Consider the following 19,858-nt stretch of genomic DNA (forward strand, 5'->3'; position numbering starts at 1 on the left):
GGTTCCCGGTCGATTCCGGTCGATCCCCGACCGGCGTTCGGCGACGCCCGGGCGGTCGCGCGCCGGTCACCGGCGGTCGCCGCACCCGGTCACCGTTCGATCGCCACCACACGGTCACCGTCGGCGTCAGCCACCACCGCGAGAGTATCGGCGGCCTACGTGGCGGTACGGGCGTCCTTCCCGGCGGCGGAACGGGTAGCTTTCCCGGCGGCCGTCCGGGGCCGTCCGTGGTGTGTTCGCACTTCAACCACTGGCTGTGCCTGGCTATCGTTCGACACCCGTTTCAGCGGAGAAGGAACGGCCTATCCGGGCACGGTCGTGCGGTTCCCCGGAAACCAGTTACTACTGTGACTTTTTCACGTTCGATACCCGGACAAAAAGCTTATATCCGCGATGGGACTGTTTCTTTCTCAACGGTAACGGCAGCTATGAAACTGGCGATGATCGGCTTCGGGCAGGCCGGCGGCAAGATCGTTGACAAGTTCCTCGAATACGACGAGGCGACGGGGAGCGGGATCGTCCGCTCCGCGGTCGCGGTCAACACAGCGAAAGCGGACCTGCTCGGGCTAGAACGGATCCCGGAGGAGAACAGAGTACTGATCGGTCAGGCGCGCGTGAAGGGTCACGGCGTCGGGGCCGACAACGAGCTCGGCGCGGAGATCGCCGAGGAAGACATCGACGAGATCCAGGGGGCCATCGACAACATCCCCGTCCACGAGATCGACGCGTTCATGATCGTGGCCGGGCTCGGTGGCGGGACCGGGTCGGGCGGTTCGCCGGTCCTGGCGAAGCACCTCAAGCGCATCTACACCGAGCCGGTGTACGGGCTTGGCGTGCTCCCCGGCGGCGACGAGGGGGGCATCTACACGCTCAACGCCGCCCGCTCGTTCCAGACGTTCGTCCGCGAGGTCGACAACCTGCTCGTGTTCGACAACGACGCCTGGCGCAAGTCCGGCGAGTCGATGGAGGGCGGCTACGAGCAGATCAACGACGAGATCGTCCGACGGTTCGGCGTCCTCTTCGGCGCCGGCGAGGTCGGCGCCGGCGACGAGGTCGCCGAGAGCGTCGTCGACTCCTCGGAGATCATCAACACGCTCTCCGGCGGGGGCGTCTCCACCGTGGGGTACGCCGCCGAGACCGTCGAGGAGCAGGATTCGGGCGGCCTGCTCTCGCGGTTCAAGGGCGACGACGAGGACCTCGACGACAGCGGCATGGACACCGCCAACACCACGAACCGCATCACGTCGCTGGTGCGGAAGGCGGCGCTGGGGCGGCTGACCCTGCCCTGCGAGATCGACGGCGCCGAGCGGGCGCTGCTCGTGATGAGCGGTCCGCCGGACCACCTCAACCGGAAGGGCATCGAGCGCGGGCGCAAGTGGCTCGAGGAGCAGACCGGCTCCATGGAGGTCCGCGGCGGCGACTACCCCGTTCAGGAGAACAACGTCGCCGCGTCGATCCTGCTGTCGGGCGTCCACAACGTCCCGCGGATCAAGGAGCTCCAGCAGGTCGCCATCGAGGCCCAGGACAACATCGACGACATCCGGCAGCAAAGCGAAGAGAACTTAGAGGAGTTGGTGGAAGATGACGAAGATGAGCTGGATCCGCTCTTCTAAGAGCGTCGCGCTGGTCGCATTGCTCGCCCTCTCGCTCGCGGCCGTCGGGACAGCCGGGGCTATCTCGGTCCAGCCCGGCGAGGTCCCCGAGGAGACGCGCGTCGGCGAGACGGTGTCGACGACGGTCACCGTCGAGGACCCGTTCGTCGACATGCCCGACGAGTGGACCCTCCAGGGCAGCACCGAACTGGAGAGCGTCAGCTGGACGGTGACGGTCCGCCAGCAGGGCGAACAGGTGAGCCAGGAGACCTACGGTGACCAGTCGTTCGATCACCCGCTCGAAGCGGCCAACAACGGCGACACCGTGGTCGTCGAACTCACCGGCGACACCCCCGCCGTCGAGAACTACACCTACGAACCGGCCGAGACCTACACGCTCTACGACCTCGAGTCGGTCCAGGGCAACTCGACGAGCGGCCTGAACACCACCGCCGTCCACCACTACACGAACGCCAGCAAGGACGCGCGCCAGTCCATCGACGAGGCCGCCGAGGCGATCAACGCCTCGGGGGCTGACAACGGCCAGGACGACCTGGACCAGGCGATCTCCGCCTACGAGAGCGGGAACTTCGGGAACGCCGAGTCCAACGCGCAGGACGCGCTCGAGGCGGCCGAGCAGGCCGAGCAGTCCGCCCAGCGCAACCGGATGATCCTGATGGCCGTCGGTGCGCTGGTGGTCCTGGGGATCATCGGCGGCGGCGTCTACTACTGGCGCTCCAACCAGGACGAACCGACGAAGCTGCAGTAGATGCGCGTCGTCGTCCCGTTCGCCCCCGAGCGGCCCAAGACCCGCCTCGCGCCGACCCTCGACGAGGCCGAGCGGGCCGCGTTCGCGCGGACGATGCTGGACGACGTCCTCTCCGTTCTTTCGACGCTCGACCGCGAGCGACGGGTCCCGGTCGACCCGCTCGTGCTCTCGACGGCGCCCGTCGACGCAGACGCGCCGGTCGCCGTCGACGACCGGCCGCTCACCGAGGCCGTCGACGACCGCCTGCCCGCGAGCGACGGCGACGACCCGGTCGCGGTCGTCATGGCCGACCTGGCGCTCGCCACGCCCGACGCGCTCGAACGGCTGTTCGAACCCGACGCGGACGTGGTGATCGCGCCCGGCCGCGGCGGCGGGACGAACGCCCTCCTCGCCCGGGACCCGGCGTTTCACGTCGACTACCACGGCGTGTCGGTCCGCGACCACCGCGCGATCGCCGCCGAGGCGGACCTGTCGCTCGCGCACGTCGACTCCTACCGGCTCGCGACGGACGTGGACGAGCCGGCCGACCTCGTCGAGGTGCTGCTCCACGGCGAGGGCGCGGCCGCGGCGTGGCTGCGCGAGGCGGGCTTTTCGGTCGTCGCGGCCGACGGCCGCGTGGATGTCGAACGGAGTTCGGACTGATCCCGAACGAAATTCGGACAACGGTTTTGCCCTGGTGTGCCGACGGTCCACACGCACGGGTCGACCCCGTGCGGACGGGCCGCGTCCCGCGTCGGCACCGCGGCCGCGTCGCCGGGTCCGCTCCCAGTCACCCCACCCGGGACGCGGTCGGCCGTTCCGCGGCCGGCGGTCCCGGGTCCGCCGCCGGCCGTCCATTGTTCGCTTCGGCGGACCCGACCCCCGCTGGCTCCGACCGTTCTCCCCCCGGCTACGCTCCGCTCGCCGCCCGTCCCCCGTCTCCGGGAGCGTCAACGCTTTGCCGGTCGAACGTGGACGGACGAGTGTGATCCCCGGCGCCGACGAGTACGACGTGGCCGTCGAGCCCGACCCCGACGAGGTCGAGCGCCTGCTGTCGGTCACGCCGGCGGACGTGACGGCCGCGGACGAGCTCACCTTCGCCCGCAACGTGTTCGTCCCGCTGACGACCGCCTGCCGGTACACCTGCACCTACTGCACCTACTACGACCCGCCCGGCCAGGCCGAACTCATGTCGCCCGAGGACGTGCGCGAGGTCGTCCGGCGCGGCGCCGACGCCGGCTGCACGGAGGCCCTGTTCACCTTCGGCGACGACCCCGACGACCGCTACACCGCCGTCCACGACCAGCTCGCCGAGTGGGGCCACGACTCCATCCACACCTACCTCCGGGAGGTCTGCGAGATCGCCATCGAGGAGGGGCTGTTACCCCACGCCAACCCCGGCGACCAGACGCGCGAGCAGATGGCGACCGTCGCCGACGTGAACGCCAGCATGGGCGTGATGCTCGAGACGACCGCCGACGTGCAGGCCCACGGCGGCCCCCGCGCCAAGAACCCGGGGCAGCGACTCAACACCATCCGCACCGCGGGCGAACTGGGCGTCCCGTTCACGACGGGCATCCTCGTCGGCATCGGCGAGGACTGGGCGGACCGCGCCGAGAGCCTGCTGGCCATCCGCGAGTTGCACGACCGCTACGACCACGTCCAGGAGGTGATCGTCCAGCCCGTCCGCGAGAACGAGCGCTGGCAGAACGGCTCGCCGGGCGTCGAGACGCTTCGCCGCGCGGTCGCGATGGCCCGCGCGGCGTTGCCCGAGGAAGTGTCCGTACAGGTGCCGCCCAACCTCGCGCCCGTCCGCGACGTAGTGGATTGCGGCGTCGACGACCTCGGCGGCGTCTCCCCGGTCACCGACGACCACGTCAATCCCGACTACAAGTGGCCCGCCCTCCGGGAACTCGAAGACATCGCCGACTACGCGGGCGTCCCCCTCTCCGAGCGCCTCCCCGTCTACGAACGATTCCTCCCCGCGCGGCTCCGGTCGCCGGGAGTCGAGCCGGCCGACCCCCCGGCCGAGGCCGACCGCTGGGTCTCCGCGCGGGTCGCCGACGCCATCGACGCAGACGACGACCCGGGACGGCGCTACCGGGCGGTGCTGTCGGACGGCGCGGCGGACTGACCGTCCCGCGTCCGCGGAACGTGTGAGCGCGGACGCGGGAGCGCGTGCTCTCACTTGATCCCGAAAATCGTCGATTTCCGGCGACAGCGACAGCGAGCGCGCCGAGCGTTTTCAGCGTTTGCTGTCGACTACGGTCGAGTCGGGTGCGGCCGCTGTCGTGCCCGTCTCCACCACACCGGCACGACCGGAACCAGCCGCTCGACTCGCGACACAGACCGGACGGTGCCGGTTGCGGGTCGTGCCGTCGACTCGGGGCGCTGACCGTTCGGTATGAAGGGGGAAAATGGGGGAAAGTAGGGGGGAAGTCCACCGGAAGGCGGGCAACGGAGGCCGGCAGGGGGAGAGCCGGCGGGTCCGAAGACCCGTTCGTTCCCTGGCTGCGTCGGGGGAGACGCGTTGGGGGGGTTAGCGCCGGGAACGACCTCCGGCAGCGCACTCGTGCCGGCGAGGACCGCATGCGGGCCCGGACGACCCGTGCCGGCCCCCGAGGGAGCACCGTGCGCCGGACGGCGCAGTCGGGCTCCCGCCGGGGGTCGGTCGAACCCACACCCCACCACTGGCACACACGGATGCGCACGGTGCGATGGGGCGTCCGGGCTCGCACTTGGTCCGCACTCCACCGTAGTGAGGGGATTCCTATAATGGGGCAGGCGCGTTTTCTGAGCCTGAAAGAGCCGCCCGCTCGAAAGGCCTTTGTAACACCTCAAGAGATCACACTGGTAGTGGACGACGAACGGGCAATCGAGGAGATCCTCGATACCATCGGCGACGAACACGCCCGACGCGTGCTGGCGGCGATCAGCCGCGAGCCCAGGTCGGCGAAGGACCTGAGCGAGGAGTGTGACCTGTCGCTACCGACGGTCTACCGCCGCATCGAGATGCTCAGCCAGTACGACCTCGTCAAGGACCAGACCCTGGTGGCCGACGACGGCAACCACTACAAGGTCTACGAGTCGAACTTCGAGTCGACGGTCATCTCCCTGGAGGACGACGAGTACAAGGTGCGCATCTACCGCGAGGAGAACCTCCCCGACCGGTTCAGCCAGCTCTGGGACGACCTCAACCCAGAGTGAGCGCGGCGACGCGACGGGGACACCACCCTGACGGGGCGCCACGTGAGCGGTCGCTCGACCGACCGCGCGCGGGACCGGCGAAATTATATGTCGGTGCGTCCTGCCGGACAGACGACGAATGGTAGAAGTCGTCGCGGTCATGCGGGGGGTCCTGGCGCTGATGCGGATGGCGGTGTTCGGGCTCTCGCTCGGGATCACGCTGATCAGTTTCCAGGCGTACCGACAGCGCCCGTCCCAGCGGCTGCAGTACGCCTTCATGGGGTTCGCCTTCATCAGCATGGGCGTCGCCAGCACCGTCATCGCACAGATCGGCGTCCGCGAGGCGACCGAGACGGTCCGGCTGTTCCTCCGGATGACCGAATCGATCCCCTTCATCATCGGGTTCACGATGCTGTACATCTCGCTGTACCGGGACTGAGGACCCGACCACGGCGGGGCGCCGCTCGGGCCGCTTCGAGGACGGGTCGGACGGTGACGACTCCAAGCCACGCCGTTTATGACCCACGGGCCCCACTAGTTGCCCAATGACTGAACCGTCCACCCAGGTGACGCGCCTGTTTGGTGGTCCCGGGAGCGGGAAGACGACGGCACTGCTCGACAGGGTCGAGACCCTGCTCGAAGAGAACGACGACCTGGAGTTCCGGGACGTGCTGGTGGTGTCGTACACCCGGGCGGCCGCCGCGGAGATCCGCGAACGCCTCGCGGAGCGACTCGGCGAGTCGCCGCGCGCCTTGAAGGGGAACGTCTGTACGATGCACGCCAAGGCCTACGAACTGCTGGACCTCTCGCGGGGGGACGTGGTCGGCGAGTCCGACAAGGAGGACTTCTGCGAGGAGTACGGCATCGAGTACGAGGACGAGTACGAGGGGTCCCGGCGGCGGACCGCCCGCTCGACGACCATCGGCAACAAGATCATCGCCACGAGCCAGTGGCTCCAGCGCACCCGTCGGGACGTGGCCGACTGGTACGACGTGCCCTTCAAGTGGGACGAGGAGGTCGTCCGCCTCCCGCCGGAGATCGACGACAACGCCCAGACCGGCAACAAGTACACCCCGACGTGGCCGAGCGACGACGACCGCATCAGCGTCCCCGAGACGATCCGCGCCTGGCGCCAGTACAAGGGCGAGAACGACGTTGTCGGCTTCGCCGACATGCTGGAGCGGGTCGCCCAGCGGTCGCTGCTGCCGAACGTCGATTACCTGGTCATCGACGAGTTCCAGGACATCACCACCCTGCAGTACGACGTGTACCAGGAGTGGCGTCCCCACATGGACACGGTGCTGATCGCCGGTGACGACGACCAGGTCGTCTACGCCTGGCAGGGCGCCGACCCCGACCTGCTGCTCGAGGAGGAGGTCACCGACGACAACATCCTCCCCAACTCCTACCGGCTCCCCTCCCGGATCCTGAACGTGGTCAACCGGGAGGTCAGCCACATCGACAAGCGCCAGGAGAAGGACCTCAACCCGCGCAAGGAGGGCGGTCGCGTCGAGGGCGTCCAGAACCCCTCGATGATCGACCTCGTCCGCAACGTCCGCACCACGATCGAGGAGGACGAGGACGGCACCGCGATGATCCTCTTCCGGGCGCGCTACCAGATGTTCCAGTTTATCGACGAGTTCATCGGCGAGGGGATCCCCTTTACCTGCCTGACCGACCAGCGGATGTGGACCGACCGGCTCACCCAGTACGTCCGCGCTATCGAGGCGCTCGACGAGGACGAGCCCGTCACCGGCCTGCAGGCCCGCCGGCTCGCGGACATGCTCGCCGACTCGGCGTTTGGGTCCGGCGAGCGCGACGACCTGTTCGACGAGCTCGACGCGATGGAGGAGGCCGCCGACGTGGAGGACCTCGAAGAGCTGTCGGTCGAACCCGACACCGTCCGCGACTACGCGCCGTTCGCCCCGGATCCGCGGGCCGCCGCGGACATGCTCCGGAAGGTCACCAGCTTCCAGGAGCGCTCCGTCGAGGCGTACTTCGCCGGCGAGTACGAGGGCATGGAGACCGACCGCGTGCGCCTGGGCACCATCCACAGCGCGAAGGGTCGCGAGGCCGACCACGTCTTCGTCGCCACCGACCTCACGGAGAAGGTCGTCGAACAGATGGCCGCGACCGTCGACCAGTCCGACCGGGAGGTCCCCGGCGACGAGGAGTTCACCAAGCGCACCTCGCCGGTGCCCACCCTCACGGACAACGAACGACGGGTCTTCTACGTCGGGATGTCCCGCGCCCGCGAGCGGCTCGTCATCATGGAAAACCTCGTCGACGGCGCTCCCACGCTGCCCATCGACGTGCTCCTGAACAACGAACCGACCGGCGACTCCGTCGAAGACGTGCTCGCCAACGCGCAGGAACTCGGCGACGCCGTCGCCGCCGACTGACCGAGTCGGTCCCGTTTCCACCCTCTGGACCCGCTACTTCGACCTCGGACTCCCGTCCCCGATAGCTTCTTTGCGGTGCGTGACCGATCCACACGACCGAACGACCGTGACCGAGGAGTGTGCGGTCTGCGGCGCGACGGTGCCGTTCGGGGCCAGCGTCCACGTGCTCGTCAACCCGCCGGACGAGGAGACCTTCGACCGGTACGTCTGTCGCTCGTGTTACGAGGCGGAACTGGAGCCGCTCGCGGAGTGAGCGGTCGCCGCGGCTCCCGGGCAGTCGACGGCAAACACGCCCGGGACGTACCCGTCACTCGTCGAGAGTGCCGCCCTCCAGGTAGTGAGCGGTCTTGTCGGCGGTGGCGCCCGCGCGCTTGACGAACTCGACGACCCGCTCGTCGCCCTCGCGGCGGTCATCGCGGACGTGGACGTCGAGGCCCTGGTCACGGAACTGCGCGAGCAGGGCGTCGAGCACGGCGGGGTCGCCGCGGACGCGGTGGTCCTCGCCGACGACCTCGCCGCGGTCGACCGCCTTCACCGTCTCGACCGCCGGGAGGAGGATCGACTCGCCGAGCTTCCGGGCGCGCTCGCGGGTCTCCGCTGGGTCCTCGTCGCGCTCGACCGCCTGGAACACCTCGCGGATCACCCGCGAGAAGACGAAATCACGGCCGTAGTCGAACGGGAGCGCGAAGGCGTGTTCCAGATCGGAGCGGTGGATCGCGGAGGTGGTGTACTTGAGCCGGTCCGCGCCGTCGGCCGACGCGAGGACCACCCCCTCGCGGCCCCGCTCGTCGAGTTCGTCGATGGCATCGGCGACGGCGTCGACGGCTCTGTCGGGCTCGTACGTGCCGAACGAGCGGACCTGCTCGAAGCCGTACCGCTCGCAGAGCGCCCGCCGCTCGTCGACGGGGATCGGGTCGCCGGTCTCCCGGTCGCGGAGGTCGAAGGCGCGGAACGCGACGGAGTCCACGCCGTCGTAGTCGTGGGCGGTGTAGGGGTTCTCCGGGCCGACGAGCTCGCCGCAGACCACGAGGTCGGGGTGGTCGGCGAAGAAGGCGTCGAGGTCGCACCCCTCGCGGACGACCTCGGTCGTGTACCGGCAGACGTGGCCGCTCCGGGTGAACGCGAGTGGACCGACGGGGTCGTCGCGGTCGCCAGCGCCCCACTCGTCGGCGCGCACGTCGGCGACCCGGACGTTGTAGCCGTTGAGTTTCTCCTCGACGGTGACGGGGCCGTCGAAGAACTCGGGGATCCCGGGGTCGAGCACGAGCACCCGCGGGATCGAGGGGAACCCGCGGACGACCGCGTCCCCGAGGACGGCCGTGCCGCGCTCGACGCCGTGACGGGCGTCGGGGAGGTAGCGGTACTCGCGGCCCCGGTAGGCCCCGCGCTCGAAGTGCTCGAACAGGTCCGCTTCGTCGGCGACGCCGAAGACCGCGCCCCAGTCTCGGCCCATGCCCTGTCGTTCGAGCGCCACGCGTTTAGACTCCGCGGCGGGCCCCACCCGGCGGGAACGGCCGACGGGTGCTCGACGCCGCAGCGAGCGGCGCGGGACCGTCCACCGCGGCCCGACCGAAACCGACTGGTCAGCGGCGTATCGCCCCGAACTCCGGGCGCACGTCGGCGGAGGTTTTTTATATTACCCATGGTTATCCGGTGACATGGATTTACCGACGCCGGCGGACCTGCGGGAGCGGCGGAACGAGCTGGGGTTGACCCAGAGCGACCTGGCCGACAGGGCGGACGTATCGCAGCCGCTGATCGCGCGCATCGAGGGCGGGGACGTGGACCCGCGGCTGTCGACGCTGCGGCGGATCGTCAACGCGCTGCAGGAGGCCGAGGGCGCCATCCTGCGCGCGGAGGACCTGATGAACTCGCCGATCGTGAGCGTCGAGCCGGACGACTCCGTCCACGAGACCCAGGAGCTGATGGACGAACACGGGTTCTCGCAGGCCCCGGTCATCCGCGACGGGACGCCGCTGGGGCTGATCAGTCACTCGGACATCCGCCAGCGCTCGGGCGACTCCGAGGCCGACAACGTCGGCGACTACCCCGTCGACGAACTCAAACGGGAGTCCATCGCGACCGTCGAGCCGGGCGCGACCATCGACGAGATCAACGACTACCTCAACCACAACGACGCCGTCCTCGTCGTCGAGGACGGCGAAACCATCGGGATCATCACCGAAGCCGACATCGCCGCCCACATCAGCTGAGACGACCGCTCCCGCCTGTCCGTCACTCCGTCGCTATCGCAGTCCCATCCGCCGTCGTAACCATGGCACTATCCGCCGTCGCTGCCGCGACGCCATCCACCGTCTCCGGGTCCGCGTCCACGTTCGCAGCCGCCGGTGTCACTCGCCGTCCGCGTCGTCCGCGGCGACGTCCACCGGGATCGACGTGTTCTCCGCTTCGCCGAACCCGGCGCTGAGAACCCGCGTCAGCGCCTCTTCGACGCGTTCGTCGGTCTCCTCGTAGGAGTCGGGCTCGACCTCGACGACGTAGCCGGTGGTGATGTTCGGCGCGGTCGGGAGAAAGAGCACGTCGCGGCCGTCCTCGGTCGTCTGTCCGGTCTTGAACGCGGTCATCCGCATGCCCTGCCAGGTCTCGATCTTCACGGGTTCCTGCAGTTCGTCCGCGCCGGAGACGACCGTCTCGACGGCCATCTTCGAGGCGTTGTAGACGACCCGGAGCCCGGGGAGCTGGTTCATCACGCGGTCGATCCCGTCCTCGATGAAGTCGCCAAAGGCGGTCCGCATCAGGTAGCCCAGCGAGAACACCACGAGGACGAAGATGACCAGCGTCAGCGCGACCCGTAGCGGGGCGCTGACGTTGTACACCTCGCCGAGCAGCTCGACGGTCTGGTCCTGGACGGGCAGCGGCACCGCCGCCAGCGCGGAGTAGATCCAGACGATGATGTAGGCGGTCACCAGCAACGGCACGAGGATCACGAGGCCGCTGGCGAAGTCGCGCTTCCACGATGCCGAACTCATCTGCAGGTATCTGGCCGCCGAACCGTAGTAAGCGTGTTCCTTCAGGACGCGAACAGGAACGGTTCCCGGCGAGGACCCGCCACGAGCGGACCCGGTCACCCGCCCACGACGGCCCGCAGCGCGAACGCGAGGTTCTCCTTCCGTTCGAGCACCCGCCGGTAGAAGTAGGAGAGCCACTTCGAGCCGTAGGGGGCGTACTGCCACACCTCCCGGTCGTCGGCCAGGTCGTACTGGGCGTCCTCGCGGACGCCCATCAGCATCTGCACCTCGTAGGGGGTCCCGTGCTCGTCGTGCAACCGCTCGGCCAGCGCGACCATCTCGGGGTCGTGGCTCCCCACGGCCACCCCGTCGTCGAACGCCTCGAACATGTATTCGAGGCAGTCCCGGTAGGCCTCGTTGACCCGCGACTTCTCCCGGTAGGCCACCGCCTCCGGCGGGTCGTAGGCGCCCTTGACCAGCCGGACCTTCCCCGGCAGGTCGGCCAGCCGTTCGAGGTCCTCGCGCGTACGTCTGAGGTTCGCCTGGACGCAGACGCCGACGCCCCCGTCGGTTTCGCGGGTCGCTTCGCTCCCCGCTCGCTCGTTCGGCGGTCCCTCCCGCCCGTCAGTCCCGCCGGTTTCGCGGGCGTGGTGTTCGAATGCGTCGAGCGTCGCGTCGGTGGTCGTGTGGTCCTCCATGTCCAGCCACACGAATACCCCGCGTTCGTCCGCCCGCTCGACGACCCGGGCGAGGTTCTCCCGGAACACGTCCTCGCCCACGTCGAGGCCGAGCTGGGAGGGTTTCACCGAGATGCGGGCCCGCAGGTCCGTCCCCGCGATGTCGTCGACCAGCTCGCAGTAGGCCGCGGCGTCCGCGTCGGCCGGTTCCCGTTCGTGGTAGTGTTCGCCGAGCAGGTTGAGGATCACCCCGACCCCGCGCTCGTTGGTCTCGCGGGCGTGTTCCAGCGCCGCCGGCGCCGTCTCGCCGGCGACGAAGCGACTGGCTATCGGCGGAAGCATACTGGTAAGTATTGCCGCCGGTGTGAAATGGGTACCGGCGTCGCGTCGGGCGTCGAGGGGAAAGAGCAGCAGATGCGGGCGAGGGCCACCCGGACGCGGGCGGGGAGCGCCGACGCGAACCACGGCGACTTAAGAAGCGCCGGGCTGTCGGCGTCGGTATGGACCTGGTCACGGTGGTCGCGACGGCGCTGTGGGCGATGTTGCCCGCGTACGTGCCGAACAACGCGGCGGTGCTGGCCGGCGGCGGCCGGCCCATCGACGGCGGTCGCACCTGGGGCGGCCGGCGCGTCCTCGGCGACGGCAAGACCTGGCGCGGGACCGCCGCCGGCACCGCCGCCGGCGTCGCGCTCGCGCTCGCGCTGAACGCCGGGTCGGGCGCCATCGCGGACCTGCTGGGCGTCCCCGCGGTCGAGTTCCCGCTGGCGGCCGCCGTCGGCCTGGCGCTGGGCGCGATGGTCGGCGACATCGGCGCCTCCTTTATCAAGCGCCGGAGCGGCCGCGAGCGCGGCGCTCCGTTCCCCGGCGTCGACCAGCTGGACTTCGTCGTCGGCGCGCTCGCGCTGGCGGCCGTCCTCGACTTCGGGTGGGTGACCGCGACGTTCACCCCGCCGGTGCTCGTGACGGTGCTGGTCGTCACCCCGCTGTTGCACGTCGTCACCAACGGCATCGCCTACCTCATCGGCGCCAAGGACGAACCCTGGTAGGCCCCTGCGACCGCAGGCACGCCGGGGCCGTTCACGCCGGTGGGACCGTCAGCTTTAGTCGCTCGCGGGTCGCGTCGGCGCGTATGGACGACGCGGCGAGCGCGGCGGACATCGCCGCCCTCCAGCGGACGATCCGCCGGTGTACGGCCCTCCTCGTGGTCGCAGTCGGCGTCCACCTCGCGGTCGTCACACCCGGGTCGAGCGACTGGGGCGCGCTGCTGGCGACCGCGGCCGGGTTCTACCTCTTCGCGAGCGTGATCGACCTGGAGGAGGGCTCGTCCGAAACCGGGGACGGCGAGGCCGACGACGGGCAGGACGGGGACAGAACCGAGGCCGACGCGGACGACGGGGACGAGGCCGATAGCGACGGACGCGACGACGGGCGCGGGGAGGGGTCCGCAGTTCGGTCGGACGCGGGCGGCTGACGGGTCGGTGACGTAGCCCTTAACCGCTCGGCTCGCGTACCCCGGGGTATGACTGACGAGAGGGACGACCACGAGTTCTCCTCCGGGCAGGGCTTCGACGACCCCTACGAGGGGTTCGACATCGACCCGCCCGAGCTACAGGTCGACACGGACAAGGTCGACCCCGTCGACTCGCGGGCGGTCGCGGACCTGCTCGACGACCGCAACCTCGCCGCCGACGAGGTCGACGCGGAGGAGCTGCTGGACGTGGGCCTGAGCTACCTCGGCATCAACCGCTACGAGCAGGCCACCGACGCGCTCGAGCGGACCGCCCGCTTCGCCGACGACGAGCGGGTCGAGCAGGAGGCCTGGACCAACAAGGGCGTCGCCCACGCCGAACTGGAGGAGTGGGACGCCGCCATCGGCGCCTACCGCGAGGCGCTGTCCATCGACGACGACTCCGAGCACGCCGCCACCGCCGAGACGAACCTCGCCTACGCGCTGTGGGAGTCGGGCCGCACCGAGCAGGCGCTGGAACACGCCGAGCGCGCCGTCGAGATCGACCCCCGCTTCGGCGAGGGCTGGTACAACCGCGGCTTCTTCCTGCTGGAGCGGGGCCTCGCCGAGGACGCCCGCAACGCCTTCGACAACGCCATCCGACTGGGCTTCCGCAACGCCGAGATCCTGGAGGAGAAGGCCCGCGCGCTGGAAGAACTCGGCGAGGACGAGCGCGCCGAGGAACTGGCCGACGAGGCCGACGAACTCCGCCAGGACGCCGAGGCGGAGATGCTGGAGTAGATGCTGCTCAACGAGCGCGACACCGACGAGGGGCTGCTCGTCTCGGTCTGCGACCCCGAGGACCTGGGCGAGACCTACGGGAACGGCGCCGTCTCGCTGACCGTCGAACCCGAGTTCTACGACGGCGAGGAGGCCTCCGAGGCGGAGGTCGTCGACAGCCTCCGGCGCTGTACGACCGCCAACCTCGTCGGCGAGGAGAGCGTCGCCCTCGCCGTCGAACACGGCTTCGTCGACGAGGAGAACGTCCTCGACCTCGACGGCACGCGCCACGCGCAACTTCTCTGGATGTGAGCGCGGCCCGGTCGGGGCACCCCGGCCGACCGGAACGTTTCTGTCATCGCGGCGAGTCGACGGCGGTATGAGCGACCGCGACGGCGGAAGCGGCGACTCCGCGGACCCCGACGGCGGGTCCGGTACGGTAGTTTCGGACGGTGGCTCGGCCGCCGACATCGACGAGGAGCGACTCTACGAGATCGTCCACGACGCCGTCGAGGACGCGATCCTCGGCGTCGTCGGCACGCTCCTGTTGCTCGGAGTCGGCGTCGTCCTCCTCTCCTCCGGGGTGACGGCCGTCCTCGGCGCGACCTCGCCCGCGATGTCCGGTCTCGGCGTCGTCGTCTTCCTGTTCGGCCTCGGTGCCGTCTTCGAGGGACTCAGGGGCGTTCTGCCGGTCGGACGGTGGGTCTGAAGCCGGCGGTCATCCGAGGTGTTCGCCGAGCGCGAACTGAGTTTTGGGGAAACCGAAGGAATGTTGCCCGTCCAGCACCTCGTAGCGAGTAATGGGACTGTCAGAACCGGAGTCGCTCGACGTCGAGCGCATCCGCGAGGACTTTCCGATCCTCGACCGGGAGTTCGCGGGGGAGCAGTTGGCGTATCTCGACAACGCGGCGACCAGCCAGACGCCCGACCAGGTCGTCGACGCTATCGCCCACTACTACCGCCACACCAACGCCAACGTCCACCGCGGGCTCCACCAGCTGAGCCAGGAGGCCTCCGTCGCCTACGAGGAGGCCCACGACCGCGTCGCCGACTTTATCGGCGCCGACGGCCGGAAGGAGGTCGTCTTCGGGAAGAACACCACCGAGGCGATGAACACCGTCGCCTACGCGTGGGGCCTCGCGGAACTCGGCCCGGGCGACGAGGTGGTCATGACGGAGATGGAGCACCACGCCGCCCTCGTCACCTGGCAGCAGATCGCCAAGAAGACCGGCGCGACGGTGAAGTACGCCCGCGTCGACGAGGAGGGGTACCTCGACATGGACCACCTCCGGGAACTGGTCACCGAGGACACGGAGATGGTCAGCGCCGTCCACGTCTCGAACACGCTCGGGACGATCAACCCCGTCTCGGAGATCGCGGACGTGGCTCACGACCACGACGCCCTCTGTTTCGTCGACGGCGCCCAGTCGGTCCCGCACATGCCGGTCGACGTGAAGGCGATGGACGCCGACTTTTTCGCCTTCTCGGGTCACAAGATGTGCGGTCCGACCGGGATCGGCGTCCTCTACGGCAAGGAGCACCTGCTTGAGGAGATGCAGCCGTACCTCTACGGCGGGATGATGATCGAGAAGGTCACCTTCGAGGACTCGACGTGGCACGAACTCCCCTGGAAGTTCGAGGCCGGGACGCCCGTCATCGCCCAGGGCATCGCGCTCGCGGAGGCCTGTGACTACCTCGACGACATCGGGATGGCGAACGTGCAACGGCACGGCGAGGCGCTGGCGGAGTATGCCTACGACCGCCTCTCGGAGTTCGAGGACATCGACATCCTGGGCCCGCCGGGCGACGACCGCGCGGCGCTGGTCTCGTTCAACCTCGACGGGGTCCACGCCCACGACGCCTCCGAGATCCTCAACGACTTCGCCGTCGCGGTGCGGGCGGGCGACCACTGCACCCAGCCGCTGCACGACAAGCTCGGCATCTCCTCGTCGACCCGCGCGAGTTTCTACATCTACAACACGGAGGAAGAGGTCGACAAGCTGGTCGAGGCGCTCGACGCCGCCCGAGAGCTGTTCGCGTAGCGGTCTGTGGTAGCATTCGGCGCCGCCGGCGCCGATTCTTCGCGGCGAGTGAACGGAGTGAGCGAGCCGCGCCTTTTTGCCCCATCTTTTTCGAGGAGTGGTGCCCGCAGCGAGCGTAGCGAGCGAGGACACCCGACGAAAAAAAGGTGGTCTCACAACACGGAGGCGGAGGTCGACAAGCTGGTCGAGGCGCTGGACGCGGCGCGGGAACTGTTCGCGTAGCGGTCTGTGGTAGCATTCGGCGCCCCCGGCGCCGGTTTCATCTACGCAGTTCGCGCCTCGCGAACCGCGAGGGACGCTTATAACATCGGACGGGAAAGGGGCAGGTGTGAGCGATGCGCCGCCGCCGGAGGAGACGCTCGCGCTGCTGGGCGACGAGTACGCCCGGGCGATCCTCATCGCCACACGGAACGAACCCATGACAGCCGACGCGCTCGCGGAGGCGCTCGACGCCGCGCCCTCCACCGTCTACGACCGCATCGACGACCTGACAGCCGCGGGGTTCCTCTCGGAGGCGACCCGCACCGACGACCGGGGCAACCACTACGCCGAGTACCGCGCCCGCCTCGAACGGCTGGGGGTCGAGTTGACCGGCGAGGGCTTCGAACTCGCGGTGAGCCACCGCGACCGCGACGAGACCGCCGCGCGGCTCCACGCCCTCTGGAGTGATCTCCGATGACGGCCGCCGGGACGCTCGCGATGGCCACCTCGCTGGTCCAGGGGCTGGTCGTCGTCGGGACGCTCGTCGTCGTCGGCAAGGCCGCCGTCGCCTACCGCCAGCACGACAGCCGCCCGATGGCCCTGCTGGCGGTCGGCCTCTTCCTCGTGCTGGTCGCGCCGCCGGCGTTCGAGACGGCCGTCGGTGCGCTGCTGAACGGCACGCCGCTGACTGGCCCCGTCGGCGGCGACCGGCCGCTGACGGCGGCGACGCTGTGGTGGGCGTTCCTCGCCGAGGAACTCATCCGGCTCGCCGGCGTCGCCGCCCTCCTGGGGTCGCTGTACGTCCGGGCGTGACTGAGGGCGTGTTCTGTTCATTAGGCATACCCACTTTTTCCAGCGGAGAGTTCCTCGCGCGCCAGGGGCGCGCTGCGGGAATCCTCCGCTGCAAAAACGTGGGGAAAAAGGCCGGACGACGCGCTCGCTCCGCTCGCTTGCGTCCGGTGAACCGCCTCGCTCCCGACGGTCGCTCGGCGGATGCTGGCGTGATACCTACACCACCTGTACAGAACGTCGGCGGTCGCAGCTCGCGTCACAGTTATGTCCGTGTGACCCCAAACGCGGGTACGATCTCGACGGGTACGCGGGACGGCGATTCGACATGTACGGGCACGATAACGGACAGGTTCTGGCACGGAGACGAGCGGGTAGCGGCGGGAACGACCGGCGTCGGCGGCGGGTGATACCGTGAGCTCGGCGACCAACCGGTCGCGGCTCCCGACCCGACGGCTGGGACGCAGAGCGCTCGCGCTGGTCGCGACGCTGGCGGCGGTCGCCGGGGCGGTCGCGCTCGTCGGCCCCGACGCGGTCGGGACGGCCCTCGCCGGGGCGGACGGGCGGACGGTCGCGCTCGTCGCGGCCGTCGCGGTCGGGGTGCTGGTCGCCAGGGGCCTCGCGCTGCGCGTCCTGCTGGGGATCCTCGGCCACGACGCGCCGGTGGGTCGGGTGCTCGGCGCGTACGTCGCGACGACGGTCGTCAGCACGGTCGCCCCGGGCGGCCAGGCCGGCGGCGCGCCGGTCAACGGCCTGCTCGTCGCGCGCACCTCCGACGCCGACTACGAGGACGGCGTCGCCGCGGTCGTCGCCGTCAGCGCGCTCACCAACGCCCTCGTCGGCGCGTTCGGCGTCGTCGGCGTCGGCTACCTGCTGGCGACCGCCGGCACCGGAAGCAGTGACGTGACCGCACTGGCGGCGGTCGGGGTCGGCTTCGTCGCGCTGGCCGGGACCGGCGCGGTCGCCCTCTGGCGGGTCCGCGACCGCGCGACCGACGCTCTCGTCCCAGTGGCCGCGCGACTCGCCGCCGCGCTCCGGGTCGTCCCACGGGTCTCGCCACCGAACCGGGCGGCCATCGCCGACCGGGCGGACCGCTTCGGGGCCGCACTCGCGCGGTTGCGCGGGGGCTCGCCCCGCCAGATCGCGACGCTGGTCGGGCTGCTGGCGGTCGCCCACGCGCTGACCGTCGTCGCGCTGTGGCTCTCCTTCCGCGCGGTCGGCGAGTCGGTGTCGGTCGGCGTCCTGCTGGCCGTGATCCCCGCCGCCGTCGCGGCGGCGGTCGTCCCGGCCCCGGGCGGCAGCGGCGTCGACGCCGCGCTGGTCGGCCTGCTCGCCGCCGGCACGAGCGCCGTCGCGCCGGTCGCCGGCGCGGCCGTCCTCGTCTACCGCGTCGCCACCTCCGGCCCCGCGCTGGTCGCCGGCGGCGCCGTCGTCGCCGCGATGGCGTCGCTCGGGTGGTTCCGCGAGCGCGATTCCGGCCCCGGCGACTGATGCCGGCACGTCGACACCTGCGCCGGTGGCGATCGTCCCGGGGACCAGTGGCGACTCGCCTTTTTGTGCGTCGCGGCCCGACGGCCCACCATGGCACCCGTCCGCCGACTCGTCGTCGACGTGTTGAAACCGCACGACCCGCCGCTGCTCGCCTTTACCGAGCACCTGAGCGAACTCGACTCCGTCGAGGGGGCGAGCACGTCGCTGGTCGAACTCGACCAGGAGGTCCAGAACGTCAAGGTCACGCTGGAGGGTGCGGACCTCGACTACGACGCCGTCGAGGCCGCCGTCCAGGAGCTGAGCGGGTCGATCCACTCCGTCGACGAGGTGGCCTGCGGCGACTACGTCGTCGAGGACCGCCCGACGCCCCAGGACGGCTGACCGTGTCCGCGCTCGACCGCGCCCGCCGCCTGCTGGGCAAGGAGGCCGTGCTCTCGATCGCCCGCCGCTATTTCGTCTCGAACGGGTTCGACGGGACGCTCACGGCCATCGGCGTCGTCGTCGGCGCTGTCCTCTCGGGCGTGCCCGACGGCGCGACCGTCATCAAGATCGGCGCCGGCGCGGCCGTCGGCCTGGGGACCTCGGCGGTCTGGAGCGTCTGGGAGATCGAGCGCGCCGAGACGCGTGCGGCGGTCCGCCGCGTCGAGCGGGCGATGCTCACCGACCTGGACGACACGCGCATCCAGCACGAACAGAGCAGCGCCCGCGTCGTCCACGCGGCCGCCAGCGGCCTCGGCCCGCTCATCGGCATCCTGATCACCCTCCTCCCGTTCGCCTTCGAGGGGACCGCCCTCTCGATGGTCGAGGCGGCGCTGGTCTCGGTCGCGCTCGGCGTCGGCGTCCTCGGCGCGTTCGGCGCCTACATGGGCTCGATCTCAGGCCAGCGGTGGTACGTCGCCGCCGCCCGGATGGGCCTGGCGGGGCTGGTCGTGGCCGTCATCAACGTCTTCCTGCCGGGGTAGCGGCGGGGTACCCGGGTTTCGTCAGTCGTTGACGAGCGACTCCCGTCGGCCGGTGAACTCGTCCGGGTCGAGCCGGAAGAAATCGAACGACACCATCCGCAGCGGCTCCTCGAACACGTCGACCAGCGGGATGTCGATCCGCTCCATCTCGGCGAGCGTCTCCGTCGCGATCCCGGCCTCATCGACGTTCTGTAGCCGCCCGCGGGCGATGGCGCTGCACCACCGTTCCTCCTCGCCTCCGGTACCGTAGGCGACGAACGTCACAGGTCTGCCGGCCAGCTCGCCGGGCTCGTCGGCGTGACCGACGGAGATCCGGAAGTAGAACACCCGGTCTTCGGCGTCGTAGCCGTAGGACACCGGAACGGCGTCCGGCGGTTCGTCCCCGGGCGTCGACAGCGAGAGGACCCCCGTCCCCCCGTTCCCCAGGAACCGGTCGACCGCTTCCGCCCCCATCTCGATCTCCTCGGCGTCGCTCATGTACCGCGGTACGCGCGTCGCGCTAATAAGCCCGCGGCCGCACCGCCGACCCGGACGGGGACCGGCGGTCTCGCCCGTTCGATACCGGCTCCGGT

At 70.1% G+C, this 19,858-nt stretch carries 24 protein-coding genes; 20 read left to right on the forward strand and 4 right to left on the reverse strand.

The window, feature by feature from the left end:
- The first annotated feature begins 428 nt into the window (after positions 1–428).
- The 8 genes from ACMGFG_RS05970 (at position 429) to ACMGFG_RS06005 (ending at position 8,181) form a co-directional block, all read left to right on the forward strand.
- Positions 429–1,613 (forward strand): tubulin/FtsZ family protein, encoded by a 1,185-nt coding sequence (locus ACMGFG_RS05970; RefSeq protein ID WP_436929433.1) that lies wholly within the window; start codon positions 429–431, stop codon positions 1,611–1,613.
- Positions 1,582–2,361 carry a hypothetical protein gene (locus tag ACMGFG_RS05975; RefSeq protein ID WP_436929434.1) on the forward strand — a complete coding sequence of 260 codons (780 nt, stop codon included), beginning with the start codon at positions 1,582–1,584 and terminating at the stop codon, positions 2,359–2,361. The genes ACMGFG_RS05970 and ACMGFG_RS05975 overlap by 32 nt, the downstream gene beginning before the upstream one ends.
- Positions 2,362–3,003, forward strand: a complete 642-nt coding sequence (cofC, locus tag ACMGFG_RS05980) for a 2-phospho-L-lactate guanylyltransferase (RefSeq protein WP_436929435.1) — start codon at positions 2,362–2,364, stop codon at positions 3,001–3,003.
- Between the two features lie 322 nt (positions 3,004–3,325).
- Positions 3,326–4,474, forward strand: a complete 1,149-nt coding sequence (gene cofG / locus ACMGFG_RS05985; protein ID WP_436929436.1) for a 7,8-didemethyl-8-hydroxy-5-deazariboflavin synthase subunit CofG — start codon at positions 3,326–3,328, stop codon at positions 4,472–4,474.
- A 722-nt stretch (positions 4,475–5,196) separates the two neighbouring features.
- Complete coding sequence (locus tag ACMGFG_RS05990) at positions 5,197–5,547, forward strand: winged helix-turn-helix domain-containing protein (RefSeq protein WP_135366341.1); 351 nt, start codon at positions 5,197–5,199, stop codon at positions 5,545–5,547.
- A gap of 118 nt (positions 5,548–5,665) precedes the next feature.
- Positions 5,666–5,965, forward strand: coding sequence for a DUF7521 family protein (locus ACMGFG_RS05995; RefSeq protein ID WP_436929437.1), 300 nt, complete (start codon positions 5,666–5,668; stop codon positions 5,963–5,965).
- Positions 5,966–6,071: 106 nt separating this feature from the next.
- A complete protein-coding gene (locus ACMGFG_RS06000) occupies positions 6,072–7,928 on the forward strand; it encodes a UvrD-helicase domain-containing protein (RefSeq protein ID WP_436929438.1) in 1,857 nt (618 codons plus the stop codon).
- 79 nt (positions 7,929–8,007) lie between these two features.
- Positions 8,008–8,181 (forward strand): hypothetical protein, encoded by a 174-nt coding sequence (locus tag ACMGFG_RS06005; protein WP_436929439.1) that lies wholly within the window; start codon positions 8,008–8,010, stop codon positions 8,179–8,181.
- A 54-nt stretch (positions 8,182–8,235) separates the two neighbouring features.
- Here ACMGFG_RS06005 and ACMGFG_RS06010 read toward each other — a convergent pair whose 3' ends face one another.
- Complete coding sequence (locus ACMGFG_RS06010; protein ID WP_436929537.1) at positions 8,236–9,381, reverse strand: RNA ligase; 1,146 nt, start codon at positions 9,379–9,381, stop codon at positions 8,236–8,238.
- A 205-nt stretch (positions 9,382–9,586) separates the two neighbouring features.
- On the opposite strand from ACMGFG_RS06010, the gene ACMGFG_RS06015 reads away from it, so the two are divergent.
- Positions 9,587–10,141: a CBS domain-containing protein gene (locus tag ACMGFG_RS06015; RefSeq protein ID WP_135366344.1), complete on the forward strand. Its 555-nt coding sequence runs from the start codon at positions 9,587–9,589 to the stop codon at positions 10,139–10,141.
- Between the two features lie 138 nt (positions 10,142–10,279).
- On the opposite strand, the gene ACMGFG_RS06020 is transcribed toward ACMGFG_RS06015, so the two are convergent.
- Together ACMGFG_RS06020 and ACMGFG_RS06025 are read right to left on the reverse strand one after the other, a co-directional pair.
- On the reverse strand, positions 10,280–10,918 hold the full coding sequence (locus ACMGFG_RS06020; protein WP_436929440.1) for a DUF502 domain-containing protein: 639 nt from the start codon (positions 10,916–10,918) through the stop codon (positions 10,280–10,282).
- Positions 10,919–11,013: 95 nt separating this feature from the next.
- On the reverse strand, positions 11,014–11,916 hold the full coding sequence (locus ACMGFG_RS06025) for a proline dehydrogenase family protein (protein WP_436929441.1): 903 nt from the start codon (positions 11,914–11,916) through the stop codon (positions 11,014–11,016).
- 158 nt (positions 11,917–12,074) lie between these two features.
- Between ACMGFG_RS06025 and ACMGFG_RS06030 the strand changes: the two genes are divergently transcribed.
- From ACMGFG_RS06030 to ACMGFG_RS06080, 11 genes are all read left to right on the forward strand, one after another.
- Entirely contained in the window at positions 12,075–12,620 is a 546-nt protein-coding gene (locus ACMGFG_RS06030; RefSeq protein WP_436929442.1) for a CDP-2,3-bis-(O-geranylgeranyl)-sn-glycerol synthase, read from the forward strand.
- An 83-nt stretch (positions 12,621–12,703) separates the two neighbouring features.
- Entirely contained in the window at positions 12,704–13,045 is a 342-nt protein-coding gene (locus tag ACMGFG_RS06035) for a hypothetical protein (RefSeq protein ID WP_436929443.1), read from the forward strand.
- A gap of 48 nt (positions 13,046–13,093) precedes the next feature.
- Positions 13,094–13,822 (forward strand): tetratricopeptide repeat protein, encoded by a 729-nt coding sequence (locus ACMGFG_RS06040; protein ID WP_436929444.1) that lies wholly within the window; start codon positions 13,094–13,096, stop codon positions 13,820–13,822.
- On the forward strand, positions 13,823–14,113 hold the full coding sequence (locus ACMGFG_RS06045; protein WP_436929445.1) for a DUF424 domain-containing protein: 291 nt from the start codon (positions 13,823–13,825) through the stop codon (positions 14,111–14,113).
- A gap of 67 nt (positions 14,114–14,180) precedes the next feature.
- On the forward strand, positions 14,181–14,510 hold the full coding sequence (locus tag ACMGFG_RS06050) for a hypothetical protein (RefSeq protein ID WP_436929446.1): 330 nt from the start codon (positions 14,181–14,183) through the stop codon (positions 14,508–14,510).
- Between the two features lie 91 nt (positions 14,511–14,601).
- On the forward strand, positions 14,602–15,843 hold the full coding sequence (locus tag ACMGFG_RS06055; RefSeq protein WP_436929447.1) for an aminotransferase class V-fold PLP-dependent enzyme: 1,242 nt from the start codon (positions 14,602–14,604) through the stop codon (positions 15,841–15,843).
- A gap of 328 nt (positions 15,844–16,171) precedes the next feature.
- Positions 16,172–16,522 (forward strand): helix-turn-helix domain-containing protein, encoded by a 351-nt coding sequence (locus ACMGFG_RS06060; protein ID WP_436929448.1) that lies wholly within the window; start codon positions 16,172–16,174, stop codon positions 16,520–16,522.
- Positions 16,519–16,857, forward strand: coding sequence for a hypothetical protein (locus ACMGFG_RS06065; RefSeq protein ID WP_436929449.1), 339 nt, complete (start codon positions 16,519–16,521; stop codon positions 16,855–16,857). The genes ACMGFG_RS06060 and ACMGFG_RS06065 overlap by 4 nt, the downstream gene beginning before the upstream one ends.
- Positions 16,858–17,247: 390 nt before the next feature.
- A complete protein-coding gene (locus ACMGFG_RS06070; protein ID WP_436929450.1) occupies positions 17,248–18,324 on the forward strand; it encodes a lysylphosphatidylglycerol synthase domain-containing protein in 1,077 nt (358 codons plus the stop codon).
- 90 nt (positions 18,325–18,414) lie between these two features.
- The gene (locus tag ACMGFG_RS06075; RefSeq protein WP_436929451.1) at positions 18,415–18,705 is read left to right on the forward strand and encodes a DUF211 domain-containing protein; all 291 of its coding nucleotides are present in this window, start codon (positions 18,415–18,417) and stop codon (positions 18,703–18,705) included.
- Between the two features lie 2 nt (positions 18,706–18,707).
- Positions 18,708–19,286 carry a VIT1/CCC1 transporter family protein gene (locus tag ACMGFG_RS06080; RefSeq protein ID WP_436929452.1) on the forward strand — a complete coding sequence of 193 codons (579 nt, stop codon included), beginning with the start codon at positions 18,708–18,710 and terminating at the stop codon, positions 19,284–19,286.
- A 21-nt stretch (positions 19,287–19,307) separates the two neighbouring features.
- On the opposite strand, the gene ACMGFG_RS06085 is transcribed toward ACMGFG_RS06080, so the two are convergent.
- Positions 19,308–19,763, reverse strand: coding sequence for a pyridoxamine 5'-phosphate oxidase family protein (locus tag ACMGFG_RS06085; protein WP_436929453.1), 456 nt, complete (start codon positions 19,761–19,763; stop codon positions 19,308–19,310).
- Positions 19,764–19,858: the final 95 nt, after the last annotated feature.

The organism is Halosimplex halobium, assembly GCF_051414055.1.
Classification (GTDB): Archaea; Halobacteriota; Halobacteria; order Halobacteriales; family Haloarculaceae; genus Halosimplex; species Halosimplex halobium.

Excerpts from the sequence above, each read along its gene's own strand:
- ACMGFG_RS05970 (WP_436929433.1), top strand. The coding sequence starts at position 429 with ATGAAACTGGCGATGATCGGCTTCGGGCAGGCCGGCGGCAAGATCGTT.
- ACMGFG_RS05975 (WP_436929434.1), top strand. The coding sequence starts at position 1,582 with ATGACGAAGATGAGCTGGATCCGCTCTTCTAAGAGCGTCGCGCTGGTC.
- cofC (WP_436929435.1), top strand. The coding sequence starts at position 2,362 with ATGCGCGTCGTCGTCCCGTTCGCCCCCGAGCGGCCCAAGACCCGCCTC.
- ACMGFG_RS05995 (WP_436929437.1), top strand. The coding sequence starts at position 5,666 with ATGGTAGAAGTCGTCGCGGTCATGCGGGGGGTCCTGGCGCTGATGCGG.
- ACMGFG_RS06000 (WP_436929438.1), top strand. The coding sequence starts at position 6,072 with ATGACTGAACCGTCCACCCAGGTGACGCGCCTGTTTGGTGGTCCCGGG.
- ACMGFG_RS06010 (WP_436929537.1), bottom strand. The coding sequence starts at position 9,381 with ATGGGCCGAGACTGGGGCGCGGTCTTCGGCGTCGCCGACGAAGCGGAC.
- ACMGFG_RS06015 (WP_135366344.1), top strand. The coding sequence starts at position 9,587 with ATGGATTTACCGACGCCGGCGGACCTGCGGGAGCGGCGGAACGAGCTG.
- ACMGFG_RS06020 (WP_436929440.1), bottom strand. The coding sequence starts at position 10,918 with ATGAGTTCGGCATCGTGGAAGCGCGACTTCGCCAGCGGCCTCGTGATC.
- ACMGFG_RS06025 (WP_436929441.1), bottom strand. The coding sequence starts at position 11,916 with ATGCTTCCGCCGATAGCCAGTCGCTTCGTCGCCGGCGAGACGGCGCCG.
- ACMGFG_RS06030 (WP_436929442.1), top strand. The coding sequence starts at position 12,075 with ATGGACCTGGTCACGGTGGTCGCGACGGCGCTGTGGGCGATGTTGCCC.
- ACMGFG_RS06035 (WP_436929443.1), top strand. The coding sequence starts at position 12,704 with ATGGACGACGCGGCGAGCGCGGCGGACATCGCCGCCCTCCAGCGGACG.
- ACMGFG_RS06040 (WP_436929444.1), top strand. The coding sequence starts at position 13,094 with ATGACTGACGAGAGGGACGACCACGAGTTCTCCTCCGGGCAGGGCTTC.
- ACMGFG_RS06045 (WP_436929445.1), top strand. The coding sequence starts at position 13,823 with ATGCTGCTCAACGAGCGCGACACCGACGAGGGGCTGCTCGTCTCGGTC.
- ACMGFG_RS06050 (WP_436929446.1), top strand. The coding sequence starts at position 14,181 with ATGAGCGACCGCGACGGCGGAAGCGGCGACTCCGCGGACCCCGACGGC.
- ACMGFG_RS06055 (WP_436929447.1), top strand. The coding sequence starts at position 14,602 with ATGGGACTGTCAGAACCGGAGTCGCTCGACGTCGAGCGCATCCGCGAG.
- ACMGFG_RS06065 (WP_436929449.1), top strand. The coding sequence starts at position 16,519 with ATGACGGCCGCCGGGACGCTCGCGATGGCCACCTCGCTGGTCCAGGGG.
- ACMGFG_RS06075 (WP_436929451.1), top strand. The coding sequence starts at position 18,415 with ATGGCACCCGTCCGCCGACTCGTCGTCGACGTGTTGAAACCGCACGAC.
- ACMGFG_RS06085 (WP_436929453.1), bottom strand. The coding sequence starts at position 19,763 with ATGAGCGACGCCGAGGAGATCGAGATGGGGGCGGAAGCGGTCGACCGG.